Here is a 14,105-nt window from a genome sequence, read left to right on the forward strand (position 1 = left end):
CAGGATGCGGTGGATCCGGCTCCGCCGGTCCACCCGCATCGCCCCCTTAAGGGGGTGCCCGAAGGGCGTAGGGGGTGGGCTTCCCTTGCGCGCGTAAGCGCGTAGGGGGGGTCAATCAGTCGGAGCGCGGATCAGCCAGCGGCCATCGCGCCAGACCCGGCTCTCGCCGTGGTGCATCACGAAGAACTCGTCGGGGGCGACGCCCGCGTAGCGGCGTGCCCGCGCCAGGTCCCGGGGAGGCTGGTCCAGCGCCTCGTCGGTCAGCTCGAACGTGCCCCAGTGGATGGCGACGGAAGCCCTGGCACCCAGGTCGCGATGCGCCTGCACGGCCTCGGTGGGATTCATGTGATGGCCGCGCATGAACCAGCGCGGCGCATAGGCGCCTATCGGCAGCGCCGCCAGGTCGAAAGGCCCCATGCGTTCGCCTATGGCGGCGATGTCCTTGGAATAGCCGAAGTCGCCGCCGAACAGGAAGTTGAACGCGGGCTCGCGCGTCCGGACCGCCCAGGCGCCCCACAACGAAACGTTCCGGTCGAAGGGCGTGCGGGCGCTCCAGTGCTGCACGGGCAGCAGCGTCAGGATGGCATCGCCCACCACCGTCTGGCCCCACCAGTCCAGCGGCCGCAAGTCGGTGGCCTCGGGCACGTTCTGGCGGAACCAGACGTCCACGCCCAGGGGCACCATGAAGACGGGCGGACCGCCGGGCTGCGCCGCCAGCGCCTTGACCGAGGCGAAATCCAGGTGGTCGTAGTGGTTGTGCGAGATCACCACGGCATCGATGTGCGGCAGGTCGGCCAGCGCGACGCCGGGTGGCTGGTGGCGCTTGGGCCCCATGAACCCGAAGGGCGAGGCGCGTTCGGAGAACACCGGATCGGTCAACAGGTTGAAGCGGCCCAGCTGCACCAGCAGCGTGGAATGCCCGACCCAGCTGACCCGCACGTCCGGCGAGGCCTCCTTCAGCCAGGCGGTGTCCGCCACGACCGGCGACAGGGACTCCGTCGGAGGCGGCGGCAGGCCCTGCGCCCACCGGTCGAACTGCCAGCGCCAGAAGTCCAGCGTGCCCGGCTGGGCATACGAATACAGGTTGCGGAATCCATGCGGCGTATGGTGCGGCTGGGCGGCATCGTAGTACGGGTTGACGGGGGAGCACCCCGCCACCGCGCAGGTCGCCAGGACCGCCGCCAGCCCCCGCCGCATCATGGCCTTACAGCACCGGCGACAGCACGGGCTGCTTGGGCTTGGCGTCCAGCAGCCGGCCCTTGCGGGCCCGCTTGCCGACGTAGACCGCCAGTCCGCCGCCGGACAGGATCTCTTCATGCGGCTTGTTGCGGTAGATGCCCGTGATCCGCAGCCCCGCCGGCCCGACCGGCACCACCTGGGCCAGGGTGTCCTTGGGATCGATGTCCATCAGCGCCGTGCCGCGACCGCCCGAGGACAGCGCCTTGACCTCGGCCAGGCCGAACACCAGGAAACGGCCCTTGTCGGTCAGCAGCGCGAGCGAATCGGCGCCGTCGAACACCGGCACGGGCCGCAGCGGGCTGTCGCCCTCGTCCAGCGTCATGAATTGCTTGCCGCCACGCTGGCGCGTGGCCATGTCGCCCAGGCGGGTGACGAAGCCGACGCCGCGCTCGGTGGCCAGCAGCCACCGGCTTTCGGGGGCCGCCGCGATCATGTGCAGGATGCGGGATCCGGCTTCCAGGTCGATCAGCGTGGTCACCGGCACGCCATCGCCGCGCGCCGACGGCAGCGCGCTGACGGCCACCGAATAGACGCGACCGTTGCTGCCCAGCGCGATCAGCGTATCGGTGGTCCGGCATTCGAACGCGCCGTACAGCGCATCGCCCGCCTTGAACGTGAACAGGCTGGCATCGTGGCCGTGGCCCTGGCGGGCCCGCAGCCACCCCTTCTGCGACACGATGACGGTGACCGGCTCGTCGATGACCTTGGCCTCGACGGTGGCGCGCTCGGCCGCTTCGATCAGCGTGCGGCGATCATCGCCGTACTGTTTGGCGTCGGCTTCGATTTCCTTGACGATCAGCCGCTTGAGCGAATTCGGATTGGCCAGCAGTTCCTCGAGCTTGCCCTGCTCGTCCTTCAGGTCCTTCAGTTCCTGCTCGATCTTGAAGCCTTCCAGGCGCGCCAGCTGCCGCAGGCGCATCTCCAGGATGTCCTCGGCCTGGCGCTCGGACAGCTTGAAGGCCTGCATCAGCGCGGGCTTGGGTTCGTCCGACTCGCGGATGACCTTGATCACCGCGTCCACGTTCAAGTAGACCACCATGCGGCCTTCCAGCACATGGATGCGGTCCAGCACCTTGTCCAGGCGATGGCGCGAACGCCGCGTGACGGTCTGGGTGCGGAAGACGAGCCACTCGTCCAGGATCTCGCGCATGGACTTCTGGCGCGGCCGCCCGTCGTTGCCCACCGCCACCAGGTTGATGGGCGCGCTGCTTTCCATGGACGTATGGGCCAGCAGCGTGTTGACGAACTCGTCGCGGTCCACGCGCGAGGTCTTGGGCTCGAATACCAGCCGCACGGCCGCGTCCTTGCCCGACTCGTCGCGCACCGCGTCGAGCAGGCTCAGCAAGGCCGCCTTGGTCTGCTGTTGTTCGTTCGAGAGGCTTTTCTTGCCCGCCTTCACCTTGGGATTGGTGAGTTCCTCGATCTCTTCCAGCACCTTCTGGCCGGAGGTCGACGGCGGCAGTTCGGTGACCACCAGTTGCCACTGGCCGCGCGCCATTTCCTCGAACTTCCAGCGCGCGCGCACCTTGATCGAGCCGCGGCCTGTGCCGAGTATCTGGGCGATCTCGGACCGCGGCGTGATGATCTGGCCGCCGCCGGGATAATCGGGTCCGGGCAGCAGGCCGTAGAGCTCGTCGTCGGCGATCCTGGGATTCTTCAGCAGCGCCACCGCGGCCTGCGCCACTTCGCGCAGGTTGTGCGGCGGGATCTCGGTGGCCATGCCCACCGCGATGCCCGAGGCGCCGTTCAGCAGCACCACGGGCAGGCGCGCCGGCAGTTGCCTGGGCTCCTGGTACGAGCCGTCGTAGTTGGGAATGAAGTCGACCGTGCCTTCGTCCAGCTCGTCCAGCAGCAGCCGGGCGATGGGCGTGAGCCGCGCCTCGGTGTAGCGCATGGCCGCGGCGCCGTCGCCGTCGCGCGAGCCGAAGTTGCCCTGTCCGTCGATGAGCGGATAGCGCAGCGAGAACGACTGCGCCATGCGCACCAGCGCATCATAGGCCGCCTGGTCGCCGTGGGGATGGTACTTGCCCAGCACGTCGCCCACCACGCGGGCCGACTTCACGGGCTTGGCGTTCGCGCCCAGCCCCATGGCCTGCATGGCATACAGGATGCGCCGCTGCACCGGCTTCTGGCCGTCGCTGACGTCCGGCAGCGCCCTGCCCTTGACCACCGATACCGCGTAATCCAGATAAGCCTGTTCCGCATAGCGCGCCAGCGTGATCGCGGCGTCGCCGCCCGGCCGCTCGAACAGGCCGGGTTGTTGTTCGTCCGTCATCAAATATCCACCTCGGCGAGGTCGCCTTTCTCTTCCAGCCACGAGCGCCGCTGCGCGGCCTCACCCTTGCCCATCAGCATGTCGAACATGCGCGTGGTCTCGTCCGCGCCGAGTTCGCCGTAGGTGACCGGCAGCAGGCGGCGGGTGTCGGGGTTCATCGTGGTTTCCCAAAGCTGCTCGGGGCTCATTTCGCCCAGGCCCTTGAAGCGGCTGATGCTCCAGGACCCCTCGCGCACGCCTTCCTTGCGCAGCTTGTCCTCGACCGCGGTCAGCTCGCCCTGGTCCAGGCAATAGAGCTTGCGCGGCGGCCGCTTGCCCTGCGCCGGCACGTCCACGCGGAACAGCGGCGGGCGCGCCACGTACACGTGCCCGGCCTCGACCAGCCTGGGAAAGTGCCGCAGGAACAACGTCAGGAGCAGCACCTGGATGTGCGATCCGTCCACGTCCGCGTCGGACAGGATGCAGACGCGCCCGTAGCGCAGCCCGGACAGGTCGGGATCGTCGCCCGCGCCATGGGGATCGACGCCGATCGCCACCGCGATGTCGTGGATCTCGTTGTTGGCGAACAGGCGGTCGCGCTCGACCTCCCAGGCGTTGAGCACCTTGCCGCGCAGCGGCAGGATGGCCTGGAATTCCTTGTCGCGCCCCATCTTGGCCGAACCGCCCGCCGAGTCGCCCTCGACCAGGAAGACCTCGGTGCGGGAGGCGTCGCTGCTTTCGCAATCGGTCAGCTTGCCGGGCAGCACGGCCACGCCCGAGCTCTTGCGCTTCTCGACCTTCTGCGTGGCCCGCACGCGCGACTGCGCCTGGCGGATGACCAGCTCGGCCAGCTTCTTGCCGTATTCGACGTGGGAGTTCAGCCACAGCTCCAGCGCCGGCTTCGAGAACCCGCCCACCAGGCGCACCGCGTCGCGGCTGTTCAGTCGTTCCTTGATCTGGCCCTGGAACTGCGGGTCGAGCACCTTGGCCGACAGCACGAAGCTGGCGCGCGCGAACACGTCCTCGGGCAGCAGCTTGACGCCCTTGGGACTGAGGTTGTGCAGTTCGACGAAACCCTTGACCGCGTTGAACAGGCCGTCGCGCAGCCCGGCCTCGTGCGTGCCGCCGGCCGGCGTCGGGATCAGGTTGACGTAGGACTCGCGCACGACGTTGCCGTCCTCGGTCCAGGCCACCACCCACTGCGCGCCCTCGCCCTCGGCGAAGTTCTCGTTGTCGCCGCCGGCGTACTGCTCGCCTTCGAACAAGGGAATGAGCAGTTCGGCGCCGGCCAGCGCCTCGGTCAGGTAGCCGCGCAGGCCCTGCTCGTACAGCCAGGTCTGGGTCTCGCCGGTTTTCTCGACCCGCAGCGTGACCTTCACGCCGGGCAGCAGCACGGCCTTGCTGCGCAACAGGCGCGACAGCTCGCCCATGGGGATCGTGCCGCTGTCGAAATACTTGGGGTCCGGCCAGCAGCGCACGCGCGTGCCGCTCTTCTTGCGGGCGGGATCGGACACCTGCGCCAGTTCCTCGACCACGTCGCCGTGCTGGAACACCAGCCGGTGGGCCGCGCCGTCGCGCCAGACCGTGACTTCCATGCGCGACGACAGCGCGTTGGTGACCGAGACGCCGACGCCGTGCAGGCCGCCGGAGAACGAATAGGCGCCGCCGCCCTGCTTGTCGAACTTGCCGCCGGCGTGCAGGCGGGTGAAGACCAGTTCGACGACCGGCGCGTTTTCCTCGGGGTGCAGGCCGACGGGAATGCCGCGGCCCTCGTCCTCGACGGTCACGCTGCCGTCGGCGTGCAGGGTGACCTGCAGATGTTTGCCGTAGCCGGCAAGCGCCTCGTCGGCGCCGTTGTCGATCACCTCCTGCACGATGTGCAGGGGGTTTTCGGTTCGAGTGTACATGCCCGGGCGCTGCTTGACGGGCTCCAGCCCCTTCAGCACCCGGATGGAAGCTTCGTTGTAGCGAGTGGCCAAGTTATCCCCAGCGACTGTGGAAAATGAAGGGTATTTTACGGACGGAGGGCCTGGCCATGCGGGCCGGCGTGGCACGCCCATTTTTTGGGCACCCCTGCCTTGCCCGGCGGGTGGCGGTCACAGGCCGCACAGGGCCATGAGCCCTTCCCATCCGACGACGAGTTGCGGGCGCAAATAGCCCAGGAAGGCTACCGCAAGCACGGTGCCAAGCAAAGCATAGGCAAGGACCGCCCGCCAGGCGCGCCCGCGCCTCCCGGATTGCCCCTGCCGGTTGCGATCGGCCATGGACCTGCCTCCTGTTCCCGGCCGTGTTCATGCCGGCACCAATGCGCGCTCGCGCACGGGCATACACAGCGCCGCCGCGACCAGACCGAGCGCGACCGAAATCCACCAGACCGCATCGTAGCTGCCGGTGGCGACGTACAGCTTGCCGCCTAGCCAGACACCGACGAAGCTGCCGATCTGGTGGCCGAAGAATACGATACCGGTCAGGGTCGACGCATAGCGCATGCCGTAGATATGTCCTACCAGCGCGGTGGTCAACGGCACGGTCCCCAGCCAGACCAGCCCGATCAAGGCCGAGAACGCATACAGCACCGCCGGCGTCAGCGGCAGCAGGATCAGCAGCATGATCGCCGCCGAGCGCGTCGCGTACAGCAGCGCCAGCAGGTGCTTCTTGCTGTGGCGGCCGCCCATCCGGCCGGCCCAGTACGAGCCGAACACGTTGAACAGGCCGATGAGCGCGATGGCCAGCGCGCCGTCCGAGGCCTTCAGGCCGCCGTCCACCACGAAGGCCGGCAGATGCAGCGTGATGAAGGCCGTGTGGAAGCCGCAGACCGCGTAACTCCAGAACAGGAAGTGGTAGGAACCGTGCCCCATGGCCTGGCGTACCGCCGCGCCCAGCGACTGCGCGCCGGCGACATGCGCCGGCTTGCCCGTCAGCCGCGTGGCCAGCGGCAGCGCCAGCAGCATCAGCGCCGACAGCGCCCACAGCGCGCCGGTCCAGTCGAAATGATCGATCAGCAATTGCCCGGCGGGCACGACCACGAACTGCCCCATGGAGCCGCCCGCGCTGGCGATGCCCATCGCGGTGCTGCGGCCCTCGGGCGGCACGGCGCGCGCCACCACCGGCAGCAGCACGGCGAATGTCGTGCCGGCCTGCCCCAGTCCGACCAGCACGCCGGCGCACAGGTACAGCATGGCCTCGGACCCGGCGTAGCGCGTGCCGACCAGGCCCAGCGCGCACAACAGCGCCGATGCGACGATGGTCCGGCCCGACCCCCACTTGTCGGCCACCGATCCCATCAGGATGGCCGAGACGCCCCACACCAGGTTCTGGATGGCGAAGGCGAGCGAGAACACGTCGCGCCCCCAGCCGTGGACCAGCCCCATGGGCTGCATGAACAGGCCGAAGGTCGCGCGCACGCCCATCGCGAACAACAGCACGAGCGACGCGCAGACGACGATGCTTCCTGAGCGGGACGAGGGAGTCGGTGACGAAAGAGGCTGCGGCGGCATGAAGGACTGGATGATGGAAAATCGCGGCGCCGGTGCGTGCGCGACCGGCCACGGCCTGCGCATTGTAGTCGCACCGCTCCCGCTACGCCGGCTCGCGGCCCGGCGCCTGGTCCAGCAGGCGCTCGACGATGGCCAGGATCTGCCCCGCGGCGTCGCCGATGTGGCGCTCCAGCACCGATCGGGCCTCGTCGGCCCGGCGCTCGCGGCACAGCGAGACCAGGGCCAGGTGCTCCTGGTGGGCCTGCTGCCGGATCGGGGCGTTGACCACCTGGAAGCGGAAATAGCGCTCGGACTTCTCGTGCAGGCCGCGCACGATGGCCAGGGCGGCCGGCCGCTGGGCCGCCCGGTACAGGCCTTCGTGCAATTGCCAGTTCAACTGGCCCCACTGATCGGGCCCCGCCGTGTCCATGCGCGCCACGCATTGTTCGGCCCGCGCCAGTTCCTCTTCCGATATCCGCGCGGCCGCCTCGTGGATCAGCCAGGGCTCCAGGCGCAGGCGAATGTCGAACAATTCCTCGACCTCGGCGCGCGACAGCATGGAGACGAAGGCCCCCCGGTGGGGAATGGCGTCCACCAGGCCCTCGGCGCTGAGCTGGCGGATGGCTTCGCGGACCGGAATCCGGCTCACGCCCAATTCGTCGGCCAGCAATTCCTGGCGCAGCGGCGAGCCGGGAGGGATCGCCCCCGACAGGATGCGGTCGCGCAGCGCCTCGGCCACCAGTTCGGACGTGGTCCGGCGCACGAGCCGGTTGCCGGAGGACGGCCGGGCGGGAGGGGAAGACGGGGGCAGGTCGTTTCTGGGCATGGCGAAGGCAGAGATGACGGGGTCCAGGTAAACCCCGACAGACGCGCCACGGACACGGGGGTTTAAATAGAAGTATATTGGATCCACTATCCAACAGCCACCGGTCATCTACCGTTGGCTGATGACGGCCTTCATGGCCGTTTTTCGTAGACTTTCAAATTGGATCCAATATAAAGTAGTCAATATCCTCGAAAGATTCCAAGGAGTGTCCGCATGACCATCCGATGGCAAGGCGTGTTTCCCGCCGTCACGACCAAGCTCAAGCCCGACTATTCACTGGATGCCGACGCCATCCGCGCCGGCCTGGAACGCCTCATCGCCCGCGGCGTGAACGGCGTGCTGATGATGGGCATGGTGGGCGAGAACGCGCAGTTGTCGCCCCGGGAAAAGCAGGAAGTGCTGCGCATCGCGCTGGATACGGTGAAGGGGCGCGTGCCGGTGCTCTCCGGCGTGGCCGAGACCAGCACCGAGCGGGCCGCCGCCTTCGCCCGCGACGCCCACGCGCTGGGCGTGGACGGCCTGATGGTGTTCCCCGGCCTGACCTACAAGTCGGATGCCGACGAGACCGTGGCCTTCTACCGGACGGTGGCGCAGGCCTCGCCCCTGCCCATCCTGCTCTACAACAATCCCCGCGGCTACGGCGTGGATCTCACGCCCGACGTGGTGGCCCGCCTGCTGGAAGAGCCCACCATCGTCGCGCTCAAGGAAGAGTCCTACGACACCACGCGCGTCACCGATCTCATCACCCGCTTCGGCGATCGCCTGGCCGTGGTCTGCGGCGTCGACGACCTGGTGGTCGAAAGCGCCGCGCTGGGCGTCCGGTGCTGGGTGTCGGGCATGGCCAACGCGGTGCCGCGCGAATCCGTGGACCTGCTCGCGCTGGCCGCGGCGGGGGACTTCGACAAGGCCCGCCAGCTGTATCACGTGCTGACGCCGCTCTATCACCTGGATACCGTGGTCAAGCTGGTGCAGCACATCAAGCTGGCCGAGCACCTGATCGACGGCACAGCGGAAACCGTCAAGCCGCCCCGGCTCCCGTTGTCGGGCGCCGAACGGGAACGCACCATCGCCATCGTCCGCGAGACCCAGGCCGGCCTGCGCCGGCTGGGATACGACTACTGACTCCCCCGCCCCCAAGGCGCCTGGCGCCACCGGGGGCTTTCCCACAGCAGAAGGACCGCACCATGAACCTCGCCCGCCTGCTTTGCGCCTCGCTTGCCAGCCTGTCCATGCTGGCTTCGTCCTGGGCCGCCGGCTATCCGACCAAGCCCGTGGAGCTCGTCGTCGCCTACCAACCCGGCGGCGGCAGCGACAACACCGCCCGTGCCATCGCCGACGCGGTGCGCCCCATCTTTCCGCAGTCCGTCTACGTGGTCAACAAGCCCGGCGCCAGCGGCTCTATCGGCTGGTCCTACGTGGCCACCGGCCCGGCCGACGGGTACCGCCTGGTCCTCATGACGCCGGAGATGCTGGTCGTGCCGCTGATGGGCATAGGCAAGACCAGCGTGGACGAATTCCAGCCCATCGCCCGCTTCACCGACGATCCGTCGTCGATCACGGTACGCGCCGACGCGCCGTGGCACACCATCCAGGAGTTCCTGGCCTATGCCAAGGCCAACCCCGGCCGCGTCGCGATCTCGAACGCCGGCAACGGCACGGTGCCGCACATGGCGGCCGCGGCGCTGGGAGAATCGGTGGACATCGCGTTCACGCACGTCCCCTACCAGGGATCGGCGCCGGCCATCATGGGCCTGCTGTCGGGCGACGTGCAGGCCACCACGGTGGCCTACGCGGAACTGCGCCAGCATGTGGAAACCGGCAAGCTGCGCACGCTAGCGGTGATGTCGGAGAAGCGGATCGAGACGCTGAGCCAGGTTCCGACCTTCAAGGAACTGGGCCACGACCTGCTGTTCAGCGTGTGGCGCGGCGTGGGGGTCCCCAAGGGCACCCCCGCCGAGGCGGTGGAGAAATGGCGCGCGGCGGCCCGGACCCTGTCGCAGTCGACCGAGTTCCAGACCACCATGCGCAAGCAGAACCTGACGCCGGCCTACGCCGACCTGTCCGAGTTCTCGTCCGACGTGGCCAGGCAGGGCCAGGCCTTCAAGACCCTGGTGCCCAAGCTCAACCTCAAGCAGTAATGCGCGAAGGGCGGCCCGAAGAACATCCGGGCCGCCCGCGGGCCATCAGTCGATGATGATGTTGGCCTTCTGGATGACCGGCCGCCAGAGCTGGATCTGGTCCTTGATGTACTGGCCGAATTCCTCGGGCGTGTTGTACATCGGCTCCAGCCCTTCCTTGCGGAACTGCTCCAGGGTTTCCGGATTCTTCAGCACCGCCACGATCTCCTTGTTCAAGCGATCCACGATGGGCTTGGGCGTGCCCGCGATGGTCAGGAGGCCATACCACTGGCTGGCCTCGAAACCTTCGAGGCCCTTGGTCTCGCTGATGGTCGGCACGTCGGGCAATTGCGGCAGGCGCTTGGCGGTGGCCACGGCGATGGGGCGCAGGCGGCCGGCCTGGAAGAACGGCGCAAGCGGCGGATAGCCGGTCAGCACCAGCGAAGTCACGCCGCCGACCAGGTCGTTCAGCGCGGGCGCCGTTCCCTTGTAGGGCACGTGCTGGATCTGGATGTTGGCCTTGAGCTTGAAGTATTCGGTGGCCAGGTGGGCCGCGCTGCCGTTGCCGCCCGAGGCGTAGTCGTAGCCGTTGGGCTTGGCGCGCACGGCCTTGATCAGTTCGTCCACCGTGCGCACGTCCAGCTTGGCCGGGTTGACCGCCAGCACGTTGGGCACGCCGGCCACCAGCGAGATCGGGGCGAAATCCTTCACCGGATCGTAGGGCAGGCGGCGATACAGCGTGGCATTGGCGCCGAAGGTGCCGATGGCGCCCATGATCAGGGTGTAGCCGTCGGCCGGCTGCGACTTGGCGTACTGCGTGCCCACGATGCCGCCCGCGCCGGGCTTGTTCTCGACCACGATGGGCTGGCCGAGCGCCGCGCCCAGCTGCTTGCTCATGACGCGCGCGATGATGTCGGTGCTGCCGCCCGGCGTGAACGGGACGACCAGGGTGATGGGCCGGGACGGATAGTTGTCGGCCGCATGCAGCGGAGCGGCGAAAGCGGCGCAGATGATGGCCGAGGTGACGACTTGCTTGAACATGACGATGGGTCTCCTGTGTGTATTGATATATGGGCGGCGAGCCCGCCGCCCCGTGGCTCAGGGACGGGCGCCCCGGGCCTCGATGCGCCGCTGGCGCGCGATCAGCCTTCGGGCCCGTTCGATGACCGGAATGTCGATCATCCTGCCGTCCAGCTGGAACGACGCGCGGCCTTCGGCCTGCGCCTGCTCCGCCGCCTCGATGACGCGCGCGGCATGCGCGACGTCCTCGGGCCGCGGCCCGTACTCCTCGTTGACGATGGCGACCTGCCCCGGATGCACGCAGCTCGCGCCGTCGAAACCGAACTGGCGCGAGCGCCTGACCATGGCGCGGAACCGGTCCCAGTCGGAAAAATCGGCCACGGTGCCGATATAGCCCAGCGGCATGACGCCGGCGGCGCGCGCCGCCAGGATCATTCGCTGCTTGGGCATCAGCAGCGCCTCGTCGGTGGGCTCGAAGCCGCCGTTCAGGGCGAAGTCCTCGCCCCCTATGTTGATGGCCGCCACGCGCGGCGAGGCGCGGGCGATGTCGGTCATCTCCTCGAACGCCTCGGGCGTCTCGATCATGACCAGGAAACGGGTGTGTCCCATGGCCAGGCCACGGTCCGCCTCCAGCTCGGTCACCAGTTCGTCCAGCAGCCGCACGTGCGACGGGCCGTCCACCTTGGTGATGGCGATCCCGTCCACGTCCGCGCCCACGCTGGCCTCGACGTCGCGCACGCACAGGCCGAGCGGGCGGTTCACCCGCACCAGCACGTCGGCCCCGCCGCGCCGCACCTGCGCGGCGGCGGCCGCGACCGCTTCGCGCGCCACGGCTTTCTCGGAAGCCGGCACGCTGTCCTCGAGGTCGAGCATGATGGCATCCGCGCCGCGGGTGTGCGCCTTCTCGATGAAGCGCGGCACGTTCGCCGGCACATACAGCAGCGATCGCCAGACCGGCAGCTCGCGCTGCCTGGCTTGTTCGGCCATGCTCGTCATCGTGCCTCCTCCCGCGTGGCGGCGTGATCGACCGTGGCGCCGCTGGCCACCATGGCCTGGATGTCCTCCTCGCCCAGGCCGGCGTCGCGCAACAGTTCGATGCTGTGCTCGCCGATGTGCGGCGCGGGCCACTTGAGAGCCGGCTCGTAGGTCGAGAAACGGACCGGATTGCGCAGGTTGGTGATCGTGCCTTCGGTGGGATGCTCGACCTTCTGGAACAGCCCCGTGTCGGCCAGGTGCGGATCGTCCAGCACCGAATCCAGCGTGTGCAGCGGCATCGCGGGAATGTCGGCGGCCTCCAGGATCTCCAGCCATTCGGCCGTGGTCCGCGTCGCGAACACCTCGTTGCGGATGCGGAACATCTCGCCGATGTTCTCGAAACGGGCGCGTTTCTCGGCAAAGCGCGGATCGGTCCGCAACTCGGGGCGGCCCATCGCCTCGAACATCGCGAAGACTTGCGCGTCGGTATTGGCGGTCACGCAGATATAGCCGTCGGCGGTGCGGACCGGCCGCGAATTGGGGTCCAGCAGGCGCGAGTCGCCGGTGGCGCCCAGCGGCGGATCGAAGGTCTTCAGGAACATGTGCTCGGCCAGCACGAAGGCGGTCATGCTCTCGAACATGGGCACCTCGACCACTTGCGGGCCGCCGTGCCGCAACCGCTGCACCACCGCCATCAGGATGCTGTTGGCCACCATCACCCCCACGGTACGATCGGCGATGACCATGGGCACGAAACGCGGCTGGCCGTCGCCGCCGTTGTTGATGGCAGCCAGGCCCGAGGCGCCCTGGATGATGGAATCGTAGGCGGGCTTGTCGCGGTAGCGACCTTCCTGGCCGAAGCCCACCACGCTGCAATAGATCAGGTCGGGCTTGAGCCGGATCAGGTCCTCGGCCGACAGGCCCAGGCGCGCCGCCGCCGACGGCCGCATGTTGTGCACCACCACGTCGGCCGACGCGATCAGCTTCTTCAGGGCATCGAGCGCGCCGGGTTTCTTCAGGTCCAGCGCCAGGCTCTTCTTGTTGCGGTTCAGGTGCAGGTATTTCGCCGCCATGCCGGGCGTGGGAGAACGCCCGCCTATCCAGCGCGCCAGATCGCCCGAGGGATGCTCGATCTTGATGACCTCGGCGCCGAAGTCCGCCAGGAACTGCGTCGCGTAGGGCCCCACCACCACCTGCGTCAGGTCGACGATGCGCAGGCCTTCCAGCGGCGCGCGGCCCGCCTGCTGCGATACGGATGCCGTCATGCCGACTCCTTCGTGGCCGAGCCTTGCAGCGTGGTCTTGCCCGCTTCGGTCACGACGCGGAACTCGATCGCGCCGGGCGCTTCGCCCGCGCGGCTCTCGACGCGGAAGGGCACGCCCTCGAACAGCGGCGAGGTATTGCGGGTGGTCAGGCTCGACAGGCGCGCGCCGCCCCAGGCCTCGTGCAGGTGCTCGGCGGCGCAGAGCGCCCCCAGGCCGCCGTTGACCACCAGGCCGGGATAGCCTTCGACCTGGGTGGCATAGGGCTGGTCGTAGTGGATGCGGTGGCCGTTGAAGCACAGCGCGCTGTAGCGGAAGATCATCACGGCATCGGCCACGATGGTGTCGGACCGGTGCAGGGCCTCGAAGGCGGGCGCGGCGGCAGCCTTGGCCGCGCCGCCGTCCTTGGCCAGGGTGCTGTCGCGGTAGACCACGTCCTGCTCCTCGACCACCACGGTGCCGGCGGCATTGCTGACGACGTGGCGCACGGTAACGAACACCAGCGGTCCGGAACTGCCCTGCTTGGGGGTGATCGAGGCGATGGTGGACACCCGCTCGAGTTCGTCGCCGATGCGGATGGGCGCGACGAACTGGATGCGCTTGCCGGCGAACATGCGCTTGGGCAGCGGCACGGGCGGCAGGAAGTCGCCCAGCGCCGGATGGCCGTCGCGGCCGAGCTGGGAGCGCGGCACGACGCGCGGGAAGAGCACGCTATACCACATCTGCGGGAATTCGGCGCCCCGGGCGAACGCGGCGCCGCGCGAGGACTCGATGGTGGCCGACAGGCGTTCGGCCAGTTGGGGGGTGACGACGTCGGCGTTCGTCTCGCTGCGGCCCACCCAGGCTTGCAACGCGTCGAGTGCCGCGGGCGTGGTGTCGGAGGTCACGATGGTGTCTCGCTGGAGTTCTGTAGTACGGCGCCCATCGTAGACCCGC

The 14,105-nt window shown here is 68.7% G+C and carries 12 protein-coding genes; 2 read left to right on the top strand and 10 right to left on the bottom strand.

Annotated elements, in window-relative coordinates; translation table 11 throughout:
* Window positions 1-111: 111 nt before the first annotated feature.
* The 6 genes from ABD104_RS05140 to ABD104_RS05165 form a co-directional block, all read right to left on the bottom strand.
* Window positions 112-1,200 carry an MBL fold metallo-hydrolase gene (locus tag ABD104_RS05140; protein ID WP_132979405.1) on the bottom strand — a complete coding sequence of 363 codons (1,089 nt, stop codon included), beginning with the start codon at window positions 1,198-1,200 and terminating at the stop codon, window positions 112-114.
* A gap of 4 nt (window positions 1,201-1,204) precedes the next feature.
* Complete coding sequence (gene parC, locus ABD104_RS05145; RefSeq protein ID WP_132979406.1) at window positions 1,205-3,514, bottom strand: DNA topoisomerase IV subunit A; 2,310 nt, start codon at window positions 3,512-3,514, stop codon at window positions 1,205-1,207.
* A complete protein-coding gene (gene parE / locus ABD104_RS05150; RefSeq protein WP_279818001.1) occupies window positions 3,514-5,472 on the bottom strand; it encodes a DNA topoisomerase IV subunit B in 1,959 nt (652 codons plus the stop codon). The genes parC and parE overlap by 1 nt, the downstream gene beginning before the upstream one ends.
* Before the next feature lie 117 nt (window positions 5,473-5,589).
* Window positions 5,590-5,757, bottom strand: a complete 168-nt coding sequence (locus ABD104_RS05155) for a hypothetical protein (RefSeq protein WP_165963071.1) — start codon at window positions 5,755-5,757, stop codon at window positions 5,590-5,592.
* A gap of 27 nt (window positions 5,758-5,784) precedes the next feature.
* Window positions 5,785-6,990, bottom strand: a complete 1,206-nt coding sequence (locus tag ABD104_RS05160; protein WP_132979408.1) for an MFS transporter — start codon at window positions 6,988-6,990, stop codon at window positions 5,785-5,787.
* Between the two features lie 82 nt (window positions 6,991-7,072).
* Window positions 7,073-7,795: a GntR family transcriptional regulator gene (locus ABD104_RS05165; RefSeq protein WP_132979409.1), complete on the bottom strand. Its 723-nt coding sequence runs from the start codon at window positions 7,793-7,795 to the stop codon at window positions 7,073-7,075.
* Window positions 7,796-8,008: 213 nt separating this feature from the next.
* Here ABD104_RS05165 and ABD104_RS05170 point away from each other — a divergent pair, with 213 nt between their 5' ends.
* Entirely contained in the window at window positions 8,009-8,917 is a 909-nt protein-coding gene (locus tag ABD104_RS05170; RefSeq protein WP_087836891.1) for a dihydrodipicolinate synthase family protein, read from the top strand.
* A gap of 62 nt (window positions 8,918-8,979) precedes the next feature.
* Window positions 8,980-9,933 (top strand): Bug family tripartite tricarboxylate transporter substrate binding protein, encoded by a 954-nt coding sequence (locus ABD104_RS05175; RefSeq protein ID WP_087836892.1) that lies wholly within the window; start codon window positions 8,980-8,982, stop codon window positions 9,931-9,933.
* A gap of 45 nt (window positions 9,934-9,978) precedes the next feature.
* Here the strand turns inward: ABD104_RS05175 and ABD104_RS05180 are convergent, their stop codons facing one another.
* From ABD104_RS05180 to ABD104_RS05195, 4 genes are read right to left on the bottom strand one after another with little or no spacing between them, the layout of a single operon-like run.
* Window positions 9,979-10,953 (bottom strand): Bug family tripartite tricarboxylate transporter substrate binding protein, encoded by a 975-nt coding sequence (locus tag ABD104_RS05180; RefSeq protein ID WP_279817996.1) that lies wholly within the window; start codon window positions 10,951-10,953, stop codon window positions 9,979-9,981.
* 57 nt (window positions 10,954-11,010) lie between these two features.
* Complete coding sequence (locus tag ABD104_RS05185) at window positions 11,011-11,928, bottom strand: HpcH/HpaI aldolase/citrate lyase family protein (RefSeq protein ID WP_243724452.1); 918 nt, start codon at window positions 11,926-11,928, stop codon at window positions 11,011-11,013.
* Window positions 11,925-13,172, bottom strand: coding sequence for a CaiB/BaiF CoA transferase family protein (locus ABD104_RS05190; RefSeq protein ID WP_087836894.1), 1,248 nt, complete (start codon window positions 13,170-13,172; stop codon window positions 11,925-11,927). Before ABD104_RS05190 ends, ABD104_RS05185 begins: the two co-directional genes overlap by 4 nt.
* Window positions 13,169-14,056, bottom strand: coding sequence for an HTD2 family dehydratase (locus ABD104_RS05195; RefSeq protein ID WP_176400639.1), 888 nt, complete (start codon window positions 14,054-14,056; stop codon window positions 13,169-13,171). The genes ABD104_RS05190 and ABD104_RS05195 overlap by 4 nt, the downstream gene beginning before the upstream one ends.
* Window positions 14,057-14,105: the final 49 nt, after the last annotated feature.

Origin of the sequence: Pigmentiphaga daeguensis, assembly GCF_039523035.1 — a bacterium.
Taxonomy (GTDB): domain Bacteria; phylum Pseudomonadota; class Gammaproteobacteria; order Burkholderiales; family Burkholderiaceae_B; genus Pigmentiphaga; species Pigmentiphaga daeguensis.

What these genes read in the sequence shown, in the direction of transcription:
- ABD104_RS05140 (WP_132979405.1), bottom strand. Translation starts at nt 1,200, where the DNA reads ATGATGCGGCGGGGGCTGGCGGCGGTCCTGGCGACCTGCGCGGTGGCG.
- ABD104_RS05190 (WP_087836894.1), bottom strand. Translation starts at nt 13,172, where the DNA reads ATGACGGCATCCGTATCGCAGCAGGCGGGCCGCGCGCCGCTGGAAGGC.
- ABD104_RS05185 (WP_243724452.1), bottom strand. Translation starts at nt 11,928, where the DNA reads ATGACGAGCATGGCCGAACAAGCCAGGCAGCGCGAGCTGCCGGTCTGG.
- ABD104_RS05180 (WP_279817996.1), bottom strand. Translation starts at nt 10,953, where the DNA reads ATGTTCAAGCAAGTCGTCACCTCGGCCATCATCTGCGCCGCTTTCGCC.
- ABD104_RS05160 (WP_132979408.1), bottom strand. Translation starts at nt 6,990, where the DNA reads ATGCCGCCGCAGCCTCTTTCGTCACCGACTCCCTCGTCCCGCTCAGGA.
- ABD104_RS05155 (WP_165963071.1), bottom strand. Translation starts at nt 5,757, where the DNA reads ATGGCCGATCGCAACCGGCAGGGGCAATCCGGGAGGCGCGGGCGCGCC.
- ABD104_RS05170 (WP_087836891.1), top strand. Translation starts at nt 8,009, where the DNA reads ATGACCATCCGATGGCAAGGCGTGTTTCCCGCCGTCACGACCAAGCTC.
- ABD104_RS05175 (WP_087836892.1), top strand. Translation starts at nt 8,980, where the DNA reads ATGAACCTCGCCCGCCTGCTTTGCGCCTCGCTTGCCAGCCTGTCCATG.
- parC (WP_132979406.1), bottom strand. Translation starts at nt 3,514, where the DNA reads ATGACGGACGAACAACAACCCGGCCTGTTCGAGCGGCCGGGCGGCGAC.
- ABD104_RS05165 (WP_132979409.1), bottom strand. Translation starts at nt 7,795, where the DNA reads ATGCCCAGAAACGACCTGCCCCCGTCTTCCCCTCCCGCCCGGCCGTCC.